This is a genomic window from Sphingobium sp., assembly GCF_035511395.1.
In the GTDB taxonomy this organism is placed as follows: Bacteria; Pseudomonadota; Alphaproteobacteria; order Sphingomonadales; family Sphingomonadaceae; genus Sphingobium.
Map to the genome: position 1 here is coordinate 1 of NZ_DATKFP010000081.1, position 18,029 is coordinate 18,029.

14 protein-coding genes and 1 tRNA gene are annotated in these 18,029 nt (G+C 64.0%); 8 read left to right on the forward strand and 7 right to left on the reverse strand.

Features of this window, described 5'->3' with window-relative positions; all coding sequences use genetic code 11:
* Positions 1-4: 4 nt before the first annotated feature.
* On the reverse strand, positions 5-754 hold the full coding sequence (locus tag VMR39_RS04695) for a head GIN domain-containing protein (protein WP_325414850.1): 750 nt from the start codon (positions 752-754) through the stop codon (positions 5-7).
* A 118-nt stretch (positions 755-872) separates the two neighbouring features.
* Here VMR39_RS04695 and VMR39_RS04700 point away from each other — a divergent pair, with 118 nt between their 5' ends.
* The 4 genes from VMR39_RS04700 (at position 873) to VMR39_RS04715 (ending at position 6,363) form a co-directional block, all read left to right on the forward strand.
* On the forward strand, positions 873-2,462 hold the full coding sequence (locus VMR39_RS04700; RefSeq protein ID WP_325414852.1) for a M28 family metallopeptidase: 1,590 nt from the start codon (positions 873-875) through the stop codon (positions 2,460-2,462).
* A gap of 86 nt (positions 2,463-2,548) precedes the next feature.
* Positions 2,549-3,544, forward strand: a complete 996-nt coding sequence (gene hemB / locus VMR39_RS04705; RefSeq protein ID WP_325414854.1) for a porphobilinogen synthase — start codon at positions 2,549-2,551, stop codon at positions 3,542-3,544.
* On the forward strand, positions 3,544-5,748 hold the full coding sequence (locus VMR39_RS04710) for a fused MFS/spermidine synthase (RefSeq protein ID WP_325414855.1): 2,205 nt from the start codon (positions 3,544-3,546) through the stop codon (positions 5,746-5,748). Before hemB ends, VMR39_RS04710 begins: the two co-directional genes overlap by 1 nt.
* A 12-nt stretch (positions 5,749-5,760) precedes the next feature.
* Positions 5,761-6,363: a gamma carbonic anhydrase family protein gene (locus VMR39_RS04715; protein ID WP_325414856.1), complete on the forward strand. Its 603-nt coding sequence runs from the start codon at positions 5,761-5,763 to the stop codon at positions 6,361-6,363.
* Positions 6,364-6,374: 11 nt separating this feature from the next.
* Here the strand turns inward: VMR39_RS04715 and VMR39_RS04720 are convergent, their stop codons facing one another.
* The 6 genes from VMR39_RS04720 to VMR39_RS04745 form a co-directional block, all read right to left on the reverse strand.
* Complete coding sequence (locus tag VMR39_RS04720; RefSeq protein WP_325414857.1) at positions 6,375-6,887, reverse strand: hypothetical protein; 513 nt, start codon at positions 6,885-6,887, stop codon at positions 6,375-6,377.
* A gap of 240 nt (positions 6,888-7,127) precedes the next feature.
* Positions 7,128-7,745 (reverse strand): bifunctional 4-hydroxy-2-oxoglutarate aldolase/2-dehydro-3-deoxy-phosphogluconate aldolase, encoded by a 618-nt coding sequence (eda, locus tag VMR39_RS04725; protein WP_325414858.1) that lies wholly within the window; start codon positions 7,743-7,745, stop codon positions 7,128-7,130.
* A gap of 91 nt (positions 7,746-7,836) precedes the next feature.
* Entirely contained in the window at positions 7,837-8,811 is a 975-nt protein-coding gene (gene glk, locus VMR39_RS04730; protein WP_325414859.1) for a glucokinase, read from the reverse strand.
* 98 nt (positions 8,812-8,909) lie between these two features.
* On the reverse strand, positions 8,910-10,736 hold the full coding sequence (gene edd, locus VMR39_RS04735; protein ID WP_325414860.1) for a phosphogluconate dehydratase: 1,827 nt from the start codon (positions 10,734-10,736) through the stop codon (positions 8,910-8,912).
* A complete protein-coding gene (gene zwf / locus VMR39_RS04740) occupies positions 10,729-12,192 on the reverse strand; it encodes a glucose-6-phosphate dehydrogenase (RefSeq protein ID WP_325414861.1) in 1,464 nt (487 codons plus the stop codon). The genes edd and zwf overlap by 8 nt, the downstream gene beginning before the upstream one ends.
* Positions 12,193-12,339: 147 nt before the next feature.
* Positions 12,340-12,915: a MerC domain-containing protein gene (locus VMR39_RS04745; RefSeq protein ID WP_325414862.1), complete on the reverse strand. Its 576-nt coding sequence runs from the start codon at positions 12,913-12,915 to the stop codon at positions 12,340-12,342.
* A gap of 39 nt (positions 12,916-12,954) precedes the next feature.
* Between VMR39_RS04745 and VMR39_RS04750 the strand changes: the two genes are divergently transcribed.
* From VMR39_RS04750 to VMR39_RS04765, 4 genes are all read left to right on the forward strand, one after another.
* Positions 12,955-13,039 (forward strand) — tRNA-Leu (locus VMR39_RS04750).
* Positions 13,040-13,306: 267 nt separating this feature from the next.
* Positions 13,307-14,725, forward strand: coding sequence for a TolC family protein (locus VMR39_RS04755; protein WP_325414863.1), 1,419 nt, complete (start codon positions 13,307-13,309; stop codon positions 14,723-14,725).
* On the forward strand, positions 14,722-16,449 hold the full coding sequence (locus VMR39_RS04760) for an ATP-binding cassette domain-containing protein (protein ID WP_325414864.1): 1,728 nt from the start codon (positions 14,722-14,724) through the stop codon (positions 16,447-16,449). Before VMR39_RS04755 ends, VMR39_RS04760 begins: the two co-directional genes overlap by 4 nt.
* Positions 16,446-17,750, forward strand: coding sequence for an HlyD family type I secretion periplasmic adaptor subunit (locus VMR39_RS04765; protein ID WP_325414865.1), 1,305 nt, complete (start codon positions 16,446-16,448; stop codon positions 17,748-17,750). The genes VMR39_RS04760 and VMR39_RS04765 overlap by 4 nt, the downstream gene beginning before the upstream one ends.
* Positions 17,751-18,029: the final 279 nt, after the last annotated feature.

An 18,029-nucleotide genomic window follows, 5' to 3' on the forward strand; every position in this document is an offset into this window, starting at 1 on the left:
GCGATCAGGGCGCGCAGCGCGCCTCGCCCGGTCCAACACCCTTGGTCGTGCATTGCGCCTTACCCTTCACCGTCACGTCGCCCGGTCCCATGATGCTGATAGCGACCTTCCCGTCGGAGGCAAAGTCGATGTCGCCCGCGCCCAGGATCGACACGTCGGCGTCACCGACCTTCAGCGCTTCGCCATCGATATCGCCAGCGCCGGTAATGGACAGTTCCGCCGTATCGGCCGTGCCGGCGATCTTGATCGATCCCGCGCCGGTGATGTCGGTGGTCAGCGTCTTGAGCTTCACCATGCCGATGCGGAAATCGCCCGCGCCCGTCAGCGACAGGTCCAGGCTGTCGCCTTCCGCCTTGTCCAGGTCGAAATCGCCTGCGCCGGTCAGATCTGCGGATTTGATCGCGGGCATGGTGACATGGACGGTCGCGCCCTTGTCACCATCCTTGCGGCCCCAACTCCAGTCGCCCTTCGACTTGCGGCCGATCACCAGCTTGCCGCCCTTTACCTGGATGTCGAGGTCGGCCACCGACTTGGGATCGCCTTCCGCCTTGACCGAGAAGTCCTTGGCGATGGTGACGGCGACATTGTCCGGCCCGGTCGCGTCGATCGCGTCGAAATCCTTGAGCGTGGACCAGTCCTGCGCAGTGCGCGCGACTTCATCGGCGGCGGGCGTCTCGCTGTTGCGCGAACAGGCGGACGTGGACAGCGCCATGCCCGTCAGGACCAGCGCAAAAAGGGGAAGGGGGCGAGGCATCGCAATCTCCATGCTGTATTGTCCTTATAATACACAACAAGGTGGCGGTTCCAAGCCCCTTGTTCGTCGCACCTTTCTGGACAAGATAGACTGTTGAAATCGCGGAGTCTCCCCATCGATGCACCTTTCCCACATCGCCGTTCCGTTGCTGTCGCTGATCGTTGCGACAGCCGCCTTTGCCGAGACGAACGAGGAAAAGGGCGCACGTTGGTGGGCCCATGTGCAGGCGATCGCCAATGACGGGATGGAAGGGCGCGGGACCGGCACGCCGGGCTACGACCGGGCGGCCGACTATGTGACCGGCCAGATGAAGGCGCTGGGCCTCAAGCCGATGGGTGTGGACGGTTACAAGCAGCCGGTCGCCTTCGTCGAGCAGGTGGTCCTGTCCGACCAGAGCGCCGCCGCGCTGGTCGGTGCCAAGGGGGAAACGGCGCTGTCGGTGCCGGGCGACCTGATCTTTTCCGGCAGCGGCGGCCCGGTGCCTGAAACGATCGATGCGCCCATGGTCTTTGCCGGCTATGGCCTGCACCTGCCCGAAGCGGGGCATGACGATTTTGCCGGCCTGGATCTCAAGGGGAAGATCGTCGTCGTGCTGTCGGGTGGGCCGGCCACCATTTCCGGCGCCCTCAAGTCGCATGCGCGTTCGGAACGTGCCCACTGGCTGGCGGAGCAGGGGGCGCTCGGCCTCATCACGCTGGTGACGCCCAGGCAAGTGGAAATTCCCTGGGTTCGTCGTGTGGCGCTCGCCAGTGCGCCGGCGCTCTATTATGCGGACAACAGCCTGCGCGAAACGCAGGCGCCGTTCGTCGGTGCGCAACTCGATCCAGCCAAATCGGCGATGTTCTTCGAGGGTACAGGCAAGGATTTCAACGCGATCGCCGCTGCGGCCGATGCGTCCGCGCCCGTCGCCAGTTTCCCGCTTGCACTGCGCCTGAAGGCAAAGGTCGCCGCGCGCCGCCGCGATCTGTCGTCGCCGAACCTCGTCGGTTTGATGCCCGGCAGCGATCCGAAGTTGCGCGGCGAATATGTCGTCCTGTCCGCGCATCTTGACGGCTATGGCATCGGCACCCCGATCAAGGGTGACGCCATCTATAATGGGGCGTTCGACAATGCCTCCGGCGTTGCCAGCCTGCTGGAGATCGCTCGCGCGCTCAAGGCCGGGAAGGACAAGCCGAAAAGGTCGATCCTCTTCGCCTTCGTCACGGCGGAGGAAAAGGGTCTGCTGGGTGCCCGCTATTTCGCCCGTCGACCGACCGTGCCGCAGAAGGCCATCGTCGCCGATCTCAATTTCGACATGGCACTACCGATCTTCCCGCTGACTGCCGTGACCCCGATCGGCTATGATCAAAGTTCGCTGGGGCAGGATGCAGCGGCGGTAAGCGCGGCCATGGGCCTGCCAATCACGCCCGATCCCTTCCCGGACCGCAACGTCTTCATCCGGTCCGACCAATATGCCTTCATCCGCGAAGGCATCCCCGCGCTCTTCTTCAAATATGGTTTCAAGGCCGGGACGCCCGAAGCCGAGACGGAGAAGGCCTGGCGGGCGAACCTCTACCACTCGCCCTTCGACGATCTGAACCAGCCGGTGATGCCGGCCGAAACGGCAAAGCTGAACGATTATGTGACCGCCGTGACGCTGCGGGTCGCCAACAGCCCGACGCGCCCGCGCTGGAATGACGACAGTTTCTTCCGCCGCTTCGCGAAATAGGGGCTGGGCCAGGGGCGCATTGTTCCAGTGGGTTGGGACAATGTGCCCCGCTTGATCCCCCCGGCTCCCCGGCCTACACCCTGCGCATGACCTATGCCCCCTATCCGGCGCTGCGCATGCGCCGTACTCGCGCCGCGGCCTGGAGCCGGGCGATGCATGCCGAAAACCGCCTGTCGCCCAGCGACCTGATCTGGCCGCTCTTCGTTACCGAAGGCGATGGTGTCGAGGAGCCGATCGCCGCGCTTCCCGGCGTGTCGCGCTGGTCGGTGGACCGGATGGTAGCGCGGGCGAGGGAAGCGCGCGATGCGGGTATTCCCTGTCTGGCGCTCTTCCCCAACACCCAGGCCGACCGGCGCAGCGACGACGGGGCCGAGGCACTCAACCCCGACAATCTGATGTGCCGCGCGATCCGGGCGATCAAGGATGCCGTACCCGACATCGGAATCCTGACCGACGTGGCGCTCGATCCCTATACGGCCCACGGGCAGGACGGACTGCTCGACGAGACCGGCTATGTGGTCAACGACGCCACGATCGACGTGCTGATCGGCCAGTCGCTCAACCAGGCAGCGGCGGGCGCGGACATCATCGCGCCCAGCGACATGATGGACGGCCGCGTCGGCGCTATCCGCGAGGCGCTGGAGGAAACCGGCAACGCCAATGTCCAGATCATGGCCTATGCCGCCAAATATGCGAGCGCCTTCTACGGACCGTTCCGCGATGCGGTCAGTTCGCGCGGGCTGCTGAAGGGCGACAAGAAAAATTACCAGATGGACCCGGCCAATGGCGAGGAAGCGTTGCGGGAGGTCGCTCTGGACCTGGCAGAAGGCGCCGACAGCGTGATGGTGAAGCCGGGGCTGCCCTATCTCGACATCGTGGCGCGGGTGCGCGACCGCTTTGCCGTGCCGGTCTTCGCCTATCAGGTATCCGGCGAATATGCGATGCTGGAACATGCAGCCGCAGCGGGCGCCGGAGATCGCGACGCGCTCGTCCTCGAAACGCTGATGGCTTTCAAGCGCGCGGGCTGTTCGGGGGTGCTGACCTATCACGCGCTTCACGCGGCAAGGCTGCTGGGCGCCTGATGCGGATAGGAACGCGCCCGCGCTTCGTCCTCACGATCTGCGCGGGCTCGTTCCTCCTTTTCCTTGTCCAGCCGATGATCGCCCGCATGGCGCTGCCCCGTCTGGGAGGCGCGCCATCGGTGTGGAATTCGGCGATGCTGGTCTATCAGGCGTTGCTGCTCGCCGGCTATGGCTATGCCGACATGCTCGGCAGCTTGCCCGCACGGCGGCAGGCGATGATCCATCTGGGCCTGTTCCTGATTTCCGCCGTCTTCCTGCCGATCGGTCTGGCGGGATGGCAGCCGCCGGAAACGATCGAGCCGGCTTTCTGGGTGCTCTGGCTGCTGGGCGCGTCGATCGGCCCGCTCTTCTTCGTGGTCGCAGCGCAGGCACCCTTGCTCCAGCGTTGGTTCGCCATTGCCGGCGGGGGCGATCCTTATCCACTTTATGCCGCGTCCAACCTCGGCAGTTTCGCCGGGCTGATCGCCTATCCGATGCTGGTCGAGCCGCTGCTGACGTTGAAGGCGCAGAGTATCCTCTGGTCCCTGTGTTACGGTGCGCTGTTCTTTCTGGTCTATGCCAGCGCCCGCCGCCTGCCGCCGGCGGAATCTGAGGTGGTGAAAGCGGATGAGGCATCTCCGTCGCCCCACTGGCGGACGATGCTTCTCTGGATCGCGCTGGCGGCAGTGCCATCGGGACTGATGTTGGCGACCAGCCTCTATCTCACCACCGACATCGTCGCCATGCCGCTGCTTTGGGTGCTGCCGCTGGGCCTTTATCTACTGAGCTTCAGCCTCGCTTTTGCCGTCATGCGCGGCCCGGCCAATCTCTGCACCCTGATCGCTCCGCTGATGCTGCTGATCGGAGCCTGTGTCGCGTTTACCGGCGGCGTCGATTTCCCTGTCTTCATTGCGCTGGGCATTTTGATGGTCCTTTTCGTGACCGCCACGGCGCTTCACGCCCGGCTTTACGATCTGCGTCCAGCGCCTGCCCATCTCACACGCTTCTACCTGCTGATGTCGGTCGGCGGCATGATGGGCGGTCTGTTCTGCGCACTGATCGCGCCGTTGATCTTCGACTGGACCTATGAATATCCGATCCTGCTGGTCGCTGCCATGTTGCTGCTGCCGCCCCGTGAGCCATTCCTGCGCCTGCCGCGCCTCCTGTGGGAAGATCCGCGTCGCCGGGTCTGGCTGGGGGCGTTGATGCTGGTTGCGGGGCTGCTGCTGTCGGTGATCGGCGGCGGTGTGCTCGTGCCCGAGTGGAAGTCGCCGATGCTCAAGACGATCAGCTTCCTCACCATCATCGCATTGAGTGTGATGGCGCTCGGGCATCGGCTGCTGACGGCGGGGATGCTGCTCTATCTGATGCTTTGCCTCAGTGGATGGGACAAGCTGTCTCAGTCCGTCACGGGTATGCTGACCCGCAGCTATTTTGGTGTTTACGGCGTCGCTGATCGAAGCGCGTCGGAACGAATCCTGTTCCACGGCACCACGCTGCACGGCATTCAGGACCGGAGGCCAGGGCGGGAGCGCGATCCGACCAGCTATTATGCACCGGATTCGGGCGTGGGGCAGGCGCTCCGCCATGCGCCGGACCTGTTCGGTGGGCATGCGCGTATCGATGTCGTGGGGCTGGGGGCAGGGACGCTCGCCTGCTACTTCCGTCCCGGTCAGAATTGGCGTTTCTACGAGATCGATCCGGCCATGATTGCGATTGCCCGCGATCCGACCAACTTCACTTTCCTGTCGCGCTGCCAGCCCCATGCCGACATGATTGTTGGGGACGCGCGCATGACACTGGCGCAGCAATGGGCTGGCGCCGCCGACCTGCTGGTCATCGACGCCTTTTCCTCCGATACCATTCCGATGCACCTGCTGACGCGGGAGGCGCTGGCGATTTATGGCCGACGCCTGGCACCCGATGGCCTGCTCCTCGTCCATATTTCCAACCGTTATCTCGATCTTCGTCCGGTGCTGGCCGCCGCCGCGAAGGCCGGGGGCTGGCACGCGCGGCTGCGCCATTACATGCCGTCAAAGCAGGACGCTGGCCGCCACTATACAGCGTCGGTCTGGGTTGCCTTGTCGCGCTATCCGGCGCAACTGGACCGGCTGGCCGGGGCAACCGGCCCGGAAGGGTGGAAAGCCTTGCCGGTCAGGCCGGGCTTTGCGGCCTGGTCCGACGACCATGCCAGCATCCTGCCGATCCTGAAGATCAGACCATAAGAGGAGAGCCCAATGTCCCACGACGCCCATCCCCCCGAAGCCTACCCCGACGTCAGCATCATCCCATTTGGCGGCAAGACGCCGGTCATCCATCCCAGCGCCTTCATCGCGCCGGGATGCCGGATCGTCGGCGACGTGGAGATAGGCGAGGATGCCAGCATCTGGTATAATTGCGTGATCCGGGGCGATGTGAACCGGGTGAGGATCGGTGCGCGGACCAATGTGCAGGACGGCACGGTCATCCACTGCGACAGCCCCGGCGATCGCGCCGATGGACGTCCGCTCGAAGGCTGGCCCGCGATCATCGGGGAGGATGTGCTGATCGGCCATATGGCGATGATCCATGGCTGCGTGCTGGAGGATCGCGCCTTCGTGGGTCTTGGTGCGATCGTCATGAGCGGCTGCGTCGTGGAAAGCGACGCGATGCTGGCAGCCGGCGCGCTGCTATCGCCGGGTAAGCGGGTGCTGCACCGTCAGCTATGGGCCGGTCGTCCCGCGAAACATATGCGCGATCTGAGCGACGAGGCGCTGATCGACATGCGCGAAGGCGTCGAACATTATGTCCACAACGCCAAGGCGCACAAGGGCGCGGTCAAGGCGGCTGCGGAAACATAGTCCGATGCGGGTCAGGGCTGCGGCAGGCGGCCCTTCATCGCGTCGATCCGGTCATTCTGCTGGTCGACCAGCGCGAGCGTAGCGCTGCGAGCGGCGTCGATATCCTCCAGCCCGCCGCGCGCCTTGCCATCGGCGACCTGATTGCTGCGTTCGACATAGAGCGTGTCGAGGCTGGCGAGCGCCGACACGCTGTCGTTACGCGCCGATTCCAGTTCGCTGATCGCGACCTGCGCTGTGACCCACGCGTCGCTCGATACCGTGGCGCCGGAGGCCACCTTCACCGCCTTGTCCGCCCTGGCATAGGCGGTGTCGAATGCGGTCGCGCCCTTGTCCGCCTGCGCGACATGACGGGCGATCTCGGCCGATAGCTGCGGATCGGCGGCCACCGGAGCGGGGGCTGGGCTGACCTCCGCCATTGGCGCGCCTTCTACCGCCCGCTTGGCAAGCGAGGGATAGTTTTGCGGCGCCCCGGCGCAGCCGGAGAGCATCAGGGCCAGGGCGGCGAAAAGGCGGCGTGGTGTCATAATCTGCATCTAAAGTGATTTCGAATGAAATGGAACATTTCATGGCTTGGGAATCACGGAAAACAAACGAATGATTTCGAATGAAATGGAACATTTCATGGCTCGGAAATCACGGAAAACAAACGTCCTAATTTCTTTTTGTTTTCCGCATTTTCCGGGCCAGCGGACGATGTCGTCCGCTTCGAAAATGCTCCAGACGGACAAGGCGTGGGACGCAATCGCCCCATGCCCGTCCACGGATCAGCGCGGTAGCGCCGCCGCTTCGCGTGCGAGCGCTTCGATCTTCACCGGGTCGACCGGTCCTTTGGGCACGACCCAACTGCCGCCGACGCACTTGATGAAGGGCTGGGCCAGCCATTCGGGGGCGGTCTGCGCAGTGATGCCGCCGGTCGGGCAGAAACGAGCTTCGTAAAGCGGTGCAGCCAGCGCCTTGAGTGCCGGAAGGCCGCCGGAGGTTTCGGCGGGGAAGAATTTGAAATGGGTCAGGCCCATGTCCAGCCCGCGCATGATGTCGCCGGCGGTCGCGGTGCCCGGCAGGAAGGGCAGGCCGGCTTCGATTGCTGCTTTGCCCAGCGGTTCGGTCAGGCCGGGGCTGACGGCAAAGCGGGCGCCTGCTTCCATGGCGGCTTCGAGTTGCTTCGGGTTCAGCACCGTGCCCGCGCCAACGACAGCACCCTCGACCTTCGCCATTTCGCGGATCACGTCCAGCGCGGCGGGGGTGCGCAGCGTCACTTCCAGTGCGGGCAGACCGCCCGCGACCAGCGCCTTCGCGATCGGCAGGGCATCTTCGACATTCTCGACCACCAGCACCGGGATAACCGGCGCCAGTTCCATTACCTGGGCTACGGTCAGGCTCATTCTCAACTCTCCCTATGAGCGTTTTCGCAGCGGACGACTGCGTTCGCGGGTTTGGAAAACGCGTGAAACAAAATGGTTGAAGGAAAGGCTATCAGCTTTCCCGAAACGCGGCAGCAGCCCCGAACAGACCGATTTCATCATGGATTGCGCAGCGGATCGGTACGGTCGCCATCAGGCTTTCGAACCGGCCCTTGGCCTTGAAACGGGTGTGGAATCCACTCTGCGACAGGAAATCACGCATCCGCTGGGTAAGACCGCCCGCCAGCACGACGCTGTGCGGGCCATGCGCCAGCGCCAGGTCGCCCGCCACCGACCCGTAGCTCAGGCAAAACCGCTCCAGTGCCCGACGCGCGAAATCGTCGGTGCCCTCCAGCGCCGCCTGCCACAGTTCCGGATCTTCCATCAGGACGACGCGGTCATGGCCGATCGTCGCCATCGCCTTGTAGATATTGTTGAGGCCGGGGCCGGACACGATCCGCTCGGTCGACACGCGCAGGAACTTGTCACGCAGATAGGCGAGGATCTTTTCCTCCAGCGGATCGAGCGGTGCGAAGTCCAGATGGCCGCCCTCCGTCGCGATGACATGGGGATGGCCATTGTCATAGGCGATCATCGCGACGCCCAGACCCGTACCCGGACCAAGCACCGTCACGCCGCCATCGCGGGGGAAGGGGCGGTCCTCGCCGAACAGCAACGGCAGGTTTTCGTCCGGCAGGCGCGACACGGCATGGGCCACCGCCTCGAAATCATTGACCAGCCGGACCGTGCGCACGCCTAGATCCTCCGCCAGCGTATCGGCGCGGATCATCCAGTTGCTGTTGGTCAGCTTGATGATCTCCCGCCCGATGGCGGTCGCAAAGGCGATGGAGACGGCGTCGGGTAGGGTGCCGTTCCCGTCCTTCTGCTCATCCTCCGAAAAGGCAGCCCAGCAGGCCTGAAGGCTGGGATAGTCGGCCACTTTATACTTGCGCACGATGCCGAGTGTCGGCACGCCACGCTCGTCCAGCGATGCGCGCGCGAAGCGGGCATTGGTCCCGCCAATGTCGGCGGCGATGATGTCGGTCATGTCATTCTCCGTCCGTTCGCCCTGAGCTTCGAAGGGCCGTCCTCCTTTGAAGAAGAACAGGGCTTCGACAGGCTCAGTCCGACGGAATAAATTCCCTATTACAGCTCGCTTTCCATCGCCGCCAGGATCGGCGACGCGCCTTGTTCGGCCAGGTCGCTATGATGGCGGAACAGGGCGAACAATTCGCGGCCGGTGTCATAGGGCGGAGGCGGGGCGGCGGGGATGTCCCGCGCGTCCCACGTCGCCGCATCGACCAGCGCGTCGACCGCACCGGTCTCCGCGCAGACCCGCACCATGTCGCCGTCGCGCAGCTTGCCGATGGGACCACCACCCAATGCTTCGGGCGAAAGGTGGATGGCGGCCGGCACCTTGCCTGACGCGCCGGACATGCGCCCGTCGGTCAGCAGGGCAACCTTGAACCCGCGATCCTGCAACACGCCCAGCGCCGGGGTCAGCTTGTGCAACTCGGGCATACCGTTCGCGCGTGGCCCCTGGAAGCGGACGACGACCACTACATCGCGCTCCAGCTTGCCGTCCTTGAAAGCGCGCAGCACATCGTCCTGATCCTGGAAAACGGCGGCGGGCGCTTCGATCGTCCAGCGTTCCTTGTCCACCGCACTCACCTTCATGACGCAGCGGCCCAGATTGCCCTGGAGCAGCTTCATGCCGCCATCGGCCTGAAAGGGGTTGGAGGCGGGACGCAGCATATTCTCGTCACGGGATGAGGGCACATCCTTCCACACCAGCGCCTCATCCTCCAACACCGGTTCCTTGCCGTAATCGGTCAGATCCTGTCGCGCGACGGTTGGAATGTCGCGATGGAGCAGTCCGGCGTCGAGTAGTTCGCGGATGATCACCGCCATGCCGCCCGCCGCATGGAAATGGTTCACGTCACCAGAGCCATTGGGATAGACGCGCGCCAGCAACGGTACGACGTCCGAAATCTCGGCAAAGTCGGTCCAGTCGATATGGATGCCCGCCGCCCGCGCGATGGCGGGCAGGTGGATGGCATGGTTGGTGGAGCCGCCTGTCGCCATCAGGCCAATGATCGCGTTGACGATCGCCTTCTCGTTCACGCAATGGCCAAGCGGGCGATAATCGTCGCCGTCCCAGCCGATATCCGCGATCCGGTGCGTCGCAGCACGCGTCAGTTCGGTGCGTAGCTTGGTGCCCGGATTGACGAAGGCGGCGCCCGGCATGTGCAGGCCCATCATCTCCATCATCATCTGGTTGGAGTTGGCGGTGCCATAGAAGGTGCAGGTACCCGCGCCGTGATAGGAGGCGCTTTCCGATTCCAGCAGTTCATCCTTGCCGACCTTGCCCTCGGCATAGAGCTGGCGGATGCGGACCTTTTCCTTGTTGGCCAGGCCAGAGGGCATCGGCCCGGCCGGGATCAGGATCGTGGGCAGATGACCGAAGCGCAGTGCGCCGATCAGCAGTCCCGGCACGATCTTGTCGCATATGCCGAGCAGGAGCGTACCCTCGAACATCGCATGGCTCAGCGACACGGCGGTCGACAAAGCGATGGTGTCGCGGCTGAACAGCGACAGGTCCATGCCTGCCTGACCTTGGGTCACGCCGTCGCACATGGCTGGCACGCCGCCCGCCACCTGCGCCGTGGCGCCGATCTCGCGGGCCGCGATCTTGATCTGCTCGGGATAGCGGCCATAGGGTTGATGCGCCGAGAGCATGTCATTGTAGGACGTCACGATGCCGATGTTCATCGCGGCACCGGTGCGGATGACAGCCTTGTCCTCGCCGCTCGCGGCAAAGCCATGGGCCAGGTTGCCGCACGACAATTGCGCGCGATTGGTACCTGCGTCGCGGCCCCGTTCGATCAGGCCGAGATATTTGAGGCGCGAAGCGGCGCTCCGCTCCACGATACGGTCAGTGACCTTCGCGATCACCGGATTCAGATCATTCATGCCAGCTGGCTCCGTCACGTTCGATAAGGGCAATGGCCGAAGACGGACCCCAGTTCCCCGAAGAATAGGCGGCGGGCTTCACATTGGCCTCTTTCCACCCGTCGATGATCGAATCGATCCATGTCCATTGCGCCTCCACCTCGTCGCGGCGGACGAACAGCGTCGCGTTGCCGGCAAGCAGGTCCAGGATCAGGCGTTCATAGGCGATACGGCGGCGCTGGCCGGCAAAGGCGGCGGTCAGCGACACGTCCAACGTCACTTCCTCCAGCCGTACCTGCTGCTCCAGCCCCGGCCTTTTGCTCATGATCTGGAGGCGGATATATTCCTCCGGTTGCAGGCGGATGACCAGCGTGTTCGGCTCCAGCCCCGTGCCGTGCCCGTCTCGGCCGAAGATGCTGTGGCGCACCGGCTTGAACTGGATGACGATCTCGGACTGGCGCGCGGGCATCCGCTTGCCGGTGCGCAGATAGAAGGGCACGCCCTGCCAGCGCCAATTGTCGACATAGGCCTTCAACGCCACGAAGGTTTCGGTGTCCGACGGCTTGCCCAGTTCGTCGGCATAGCCGGTGACGATCTGTCCCTGTACCGCGCCCGGCGTATATTGGCCGCGCACGCTGTGGGTCTTGACCGTCTCGTCGGTCATCGGGCGCAGCGACCGCAGCGCCTTCACCTTTTCGTCACGCACGGAGGTCGGGTCCATGCGGGCGGGCGGCTCCATGGCGATGATGGACAGGATCTGGAGCATGTGATTCTGCACCATGTCGCGCAGCGCGCCGACACCGTCATAATAGGAGACGCGACCTTCCAGGCCCACGGTTTCGCCAACCGTGATCTGTACATGGTCGATCGCCGTGGCGTTCCACAGCGGTTCGAACATCACATTGCCGAAGCGCAGGGCGAGCAGGTTCTGGACCGTTTCCTTGCCCAGATAATGGTCGACACGGAAAATCTGGTCTTCGGCGAAGAGCGCGCCGATGCCGTCATTGACCTCCTTCGACGACGCCAGATCCTTGCCGATCGGCTTTTCCATCGCGATCCGGGTCTTGGGCGTGATGAGGCCTGCATCGGCCAACCCCTGCGCGGTGGGCGCGAACAGCGAAGGCGGCGTCGACAGATAGACCGACAGGCCGCGCTCCAGCCTGCCATCGACTCGTTCGGCCAGCGCAGCGAACTGCGAGGGGTTGCCTGCCTCGACCGGCTGATACTGGATCATCATGCGGAAGCGTTCCGCCACCTCCGCCTCATAGCGGTCGGAGGGCAGAAACTGCTGCAAGGCAGCACAGACATCGCCCCGGAAATCCTCGTCGGACATGTCCGAGCGGCCGGAAGCGATGATCAGGAAGTCGTCAGGCAGCAGCCCGTCAGACAGGAGGTTGTAGAGCGACGGAAAAATCATGCGGCGGGCCAGATCGCCCGTGGCGCCGAATAACAGGAACGTGGCAGACGGCTCGGTCAAAGGAATATCCTTCTCCGTTTTTGAAGTTGTCTATGTCTGCACGATGCGGCCCTTATAGCGAGCGCGGATCGTTACGCAAGAAGGCTATCGAGCATGATGCTCTGCCGCAACATAATGCCTCTATCCTGCGCTTTGATCCACCCGATCCTATTTTCGCGTCGGGAAGCGTCCGTTCCTCCAGTTGACGATATGAGCCGCCGCAAGCAGCAGGCTGCCCGTTACGGTCGCTCCCGCCTCCTGCACGGCATCGCGAGCGACCAGGGCGCCAATGGCCATCAGCATAAGGCCCGATAACCCCAGCCAGAATGGCCGCTGGGCGCCATGACGACGACGCCCCTGGACGAGTGCGAACAGGCTCGTCGGTATGGCGAGCGCGAGCATCACGAGATGGAAGGATTCGCCCGGATCGATCCGGCTCGCGAAGACCGGGAGCAGGGCGAACAGCAGCGGCAGGCCAAGGCAATGCAAGGTACAGAGGGAGGACGCGCAGAGCGCGAAGCCGTCCAGCCAGCCGGCAGGGGGGCTGCTCTGGCAAGCCGGCTGATTGTCATTGTCGCAGGAAATCACAAGAATCTTTCTATGATATAATATTACATTGACTGTCATGTGGGAGCCGGCATTACCCCTGTCAACCGGGAGAGGAGTGCCTTTTGATGCCCGATCCGTTTTTCGGCTGGACGCCCGCGTCGTATTTTGCCAATTGGCGGCACCGGCTTGATGCATGGGCGGCTTCAATGGCGCTCCGGGATTCTTGCCGATCGTGCGGGTGTGGTGAAATTGGTAGACGCGCCGGACTCAAAATCCGGTTCCGCAAGGAGTGTCGGTTCGAGCCCGACCACCCGCACCATCTGAACAGGCAAGAGCATGCGGATGGTGCTGCTCTGCCTATCCCGACAATGACTATTTTGAGTGATGAACGCCTTTCGCACTGCGGCGAGGCGCGTTGCGCGCTATTGTCGCATCAGGCATATAGGAGGCCGGGCCGCGCTCGCACATGGTGTCCTTTCGGACTGGAAGGATCATGTGGGGGAGGGAATTTGCGTGGTGTTGGGGTGTCAGGCTTTTGTTGAGAGAGAGACGGCCTGGGCGAAGGCTGGCCATTTGTGCTGGATGGATGCCTGCGGCAAGCGCGCTGGCAGCATTGCTGTCATTGTCCGGAACCTGCCTTGCTGCGCGCGCGCAGTCCAATCTGTTGCTCCCACCCAATCCCGAGCCTTTTTCCAATCCGGTCCGATCCGATCCGCTGTTGGACCTTGCCAGACAGGTCGGTCCCGTCGCGCCTTTCCGTGAGGAAGTGCAATCGGCGGTCGAGACCAACGCGCTGCTCGACGAAGCGCGCGCGGGTGAGCGCGAGGCGGAGGCCGCGCGCGTGCAGGCCCGGTCGGCGCTTTTCCCCAGCATCGACCTGACGGTTGACGCCAATCGCTCTTTCGCCCGCAATTTCTCAAATGATCCGGGCAATATCATCGAACGGTCCCGGCCAGAGGGGCGAACCGACGCTTCGGCTTCCGTTCGCCAGCGGCTGCTGGATTTCGGGGCAACGTCCAGCCGCATCAATGCAGGCAATGCAAGGGTCGAAGCGGCCCGGACGGCCACGCTGGGTTATGGCACGGATGTCGCGCTCCGGCTCGTGACTGCCTGGTATTCCATCCTCGCGCAGCGGTTGATGGAGCAGGCGGCGATCGAATATGCTCAGCGCCAGACGCAATTGCGTGGGGCGGTCGAACGGCGCATCACGCAGGGCTTTTCCGCCAGGGGCGACCTGCCCCGGATCGACAGTTCGATCGCGACGATCCAGACCCGCCTAGCCAATTTCCGTCGTGACCGTGCCAGTGCGGAGGCGCAATATCGCGCGATCGCGGGGCATGACGTGCCCGACAATCTGATGCGGGTGCCTTTGCCCTCTGTCGACGCCCTCGATCATGAGACGCTGGAGGCGCTCGTCCTGCGATCGCCTGCGGTGGAGAAGGCCGATGCCGAGGCACGCGCCGCCCGGCAGGACTCGCGCGCCGTTCGGGCGGAGCGGTTGCCGACCATCGCCGCGGGCGTCGACGCCGGGCGCTATGGCGTGTTCGAAAATAGCGGCGACTATGACGTGCGCGGTCGGCTGATCCTGCGGGCGCAACTTGGCGCAGGCATCAACGCGCGGGCGGATCAGGCGACGGCCCGTGCCGACGGGGCGGAAGCCTTCGCCGCGCGAACCCGGCGCGAGGCACTGCGCGACGCGGAAATGGCCTGGTCGGACGTGAAGGGACTGGACGCACAATTTACCGCTGCGGAGGCCGCCTATCTCGCCAGCCGCACTAATCGCGACGTCTATGCGACCCGGTTCGAAACGTCGGGCGGCACCCTGTTCGACCTGATCAATTCCGAAGATAATTATTTCTATTCCATCGCGACCTATGTCCAGACGCTGGCGGAACGCGACCTGTCGCGCTTCATCCTGCTTGCCAGGGCCGGGCGTCTGCTGGACGATCTGTCGATCCGGGTCGACCCGGCCGATGGGCGCAATGACGGGAACCCCATGCCATGACCGAAGACCCGTTGCTCGCCACCTCAAAGCCCCGTTTCGCGCCCTGGCTGATCGAGCCGATGCTGCGCAACAAGGCGATCTATGTGAAGGTGGCCATCGCGGCGGCACTGATCAACATCTTCGCGCTCGTCTCCTCGCTCTTCACCATGACCGTCTATGATCGCATCGTTCCCAATGACGGCTCGTCTTCGCTGATCGGCCTCAGCATCGGGCTGGTCTTCGTCATCATCTTCGATTTCGTGCTGCGGTTGCTGCGTGTCTATTTCGTCGACATCGCCGGTGCGAATATCGACCATGACGTGGGTGAAACGCTGTTTGCGAAACTGCTCGCGCTCAGGCTCGACAAGCGGCGCGGTTCGACCGGCACGCTGACCGGTCTGATGCGCGAGCTGGAAACGCTGCGCGACTTCTTCGCCTCGGTCACGCTGACCGCCATCATCGACGTTCCCTTCATTATCGTCACCCTGTCGGTGATTGCGCTGCTGGGCGGTGTGCTGGTTCTATTGCCGCTGGCAATGGTCCCGCTGGTGATCGGCGCAGGGCTGCTGGCGACGCCGGCGCTCGATCGGCTTTCCGCGCGCAGCCTGGGGGACGGACTTACCAAACAATCGGTGCTGGTCGAAGCGATCGGCAGCCTGGAGACGGTCAAGGCGATCGGCGCCGGCCCGATGCTGAGCCGCCGCTGGCAGGCTGCGCTCATCAGCCATTCGGAAAGTTCGCTCGGCCAGCGCCTCGCCGCCGCCGTGCCGATGACGGTCGCCAGCAGCGCGTCGACCATCGCCTATTGTGGCATCATCATCGTCGGTGTCGGCCTGTTGCGCAATCATGAGATCACTACCGGCGCACTCCTAGCTTGCTCGATCCTGTGCGGCCGTTCGCTTGCGCCGCTGGCACAGATCGCGACGCTGCTGTCCCGGCTGTCGTCCACCCGCGTCGCCTATCGCCAGATCAACGCGCTGATGGAAACCCCAACCGAAGGGCCACAGGGTGACGCGCTGCATCCCGCTCGTCTGGAAGGGGCGATCGAACTGCGTAACGTGTCCTTCCGCTATCCCGGTGCGCCGGAAAAGGCACTGGAAGGCGTCAACCTTGCCATCAAGCCGGGCGAGCGGGTCGGTTTCCTCGGCCGCGTTGGGTCGGGCAAGTCCACTCTCGCGCGCCTGGTGCTGGGCCTCTACGAGCCGGAAGAGGGCGTGGTGCTGATCGACGGGATCGACGTGCGCCAATATGACCCGGTCGAATTGCGCAGGCTGATCGGCGCGGGAATGCAGGACAATGTGCTGATCGCAGGGTCGGTGCGCCAGAATATCTGTCTCGACCGCCCCGGCGTGGAGCAGGACGAAATGATTCGCGCGGCAGAGATCAGCGGCACCCATCGCTTCATGGGGCAGATCGCAAACGGCTATGACCTGCGCCTCGCCGATCGCGGCGATGGCCTGTCGGGCGGCCAGCGTCAGTCGATAGCCATCGCCCGCGCCATTGCCGGGCGCCCGCCGATCCTGATCTTCGACGAGCCGAGCAGTTCCATGGATGCTCAGACCGAAAACGACCTGATTGCCCGGCTCCAGCCGGAGGTGACGGGGCGCACGCTACTGCTCATCACCCACCGCACGTCGCTGCTCACCATGGTCGACCGCATCGTCGTGCTCGATCGCGGCAAGATCGTCGCGGACGGCCCGCGCGACGCGGTGTTGCAGCGCCTGACCCGGGGGAAAGCCGCATGAGCGCCGAACTGCCTTTCCAGCCCCACGCCATGACGATCAAGCCGCGCGTGCCGGCCAATGTCATCCTCTGGATCATCGCCGGCTTCTTCCTGATCTTCCTGATCTGGGCCTGGCTCACCCAGATCGACCGCACGGTTCGTGCGATCGGAAAGGTCATCCCCAGCTCGCAGCTTCAGGTCATTTCCAACCTGGAGGGCGGAGTGGTCGAATCCATCCTGGTGCGAACCGGGCAGGCGGTGAAGCGCGGCGCGGCGCTCGTCCGCCTCAGTCCCGTACAGCCCGGCGCCGAACTGGAAAGCAATCGCGCCAGCAGCGATGCGCTCCAGTTCAAGATTGCCCGACTGGAAGCGGAGATCGCCGGTCGCACGCCGGTCTTTCCGCAGGCGCGCAATCCCCTGATGGCTAGTCAGATTCTGGTCGAACAGAGCCTCTACCGTTCGCGCATTGCCGAACTGGCGAGCATCAACAGCGTTGCCGCCGCCCGCGTCACTCAGGCCCAGCGCGCCATAACCGAAGCTGGGGCGGCCGAGGACGCCCGCATTTCCGCCCGCGAAACCGCGCGCGCCGACCTCGACCTCATCCGCCCGCTGGTGCAGGAAGGGATCGAGCCGCGCCGCTCCCTGCTTCAGGCTCAGAATAGTTTTGCCGTGTCGAGCAGCGAGGCGGCCGGCGCTGCGGCGGCGCTCGGCCGCGCCCGCTCGGTGCTGGCCGAGGCACAGGCAAGCGCACAGCAGCAGAAGCGCGACTGGCTGGCGCGCGCCGCCGACGACCTGACTGCCGCCCGCGCCGACATGTCGGTACGCCAGGCGACGATGCCGGCCTATGAATATAAGCTCACCCGAACCATCGTTCGCGCGCCAGTCGACGGCCGCATCAACCGGGTGTTCGTGACGACCGTGGGCGGTAGCGTGCGCCCCGGCGATCCGCTGCTGGAAATGGTGCCAGGGCGCGACAGCCTGCTGATCGAGGCTGCGGTGGCGGCCAAGGACATCGCCTCGGTCAAGCTCGGACAAAAGGCGAAGGTGCAGATTTCCGCCTATGACAGCGCCATCTACGGATCGATGGAGGGCAATGTCGTCGCCATATCGCCCGATGCGGTGGTGAACGAACGGACCGGTGAGAGTCATTATCTCGTCCGAGTGCGAACGAAGACCGATGCCATCACCGACGATACGGGGCGGCGGCTGGCGATCGGTCCCGGCATGGGAGCGGATGTCAGCCTGCTTGGCGATAAGCGCTCGGTCTTGGCCTATATATTGACTCCGCTCACGCGCCTGAGCGAAACAGCCTTCCGCGAATAGGTGCCAGACCGCGCCGGCTTTGCGGGACGCCGCAACCTAAGGGCGGATAGCCCCTGTGGAGCGTTGCAATGTTGCAGTGGCTTGCCGTCTTTTGCCCGAGTGTCATTCGCTTTACCTTTGCCACTCGCTAAAATGATTGATCGACATTTTCTTGAATGTGTGGACATCTGTCGCCAATCGAAGAGACCAAATATTTGCTATTTAAAAGAGCATTTTGATCCATGGCTATGGAATGGGTTGGTATGTCTTGAAATATTGCGAATTGTTGCGCTTGGCAGC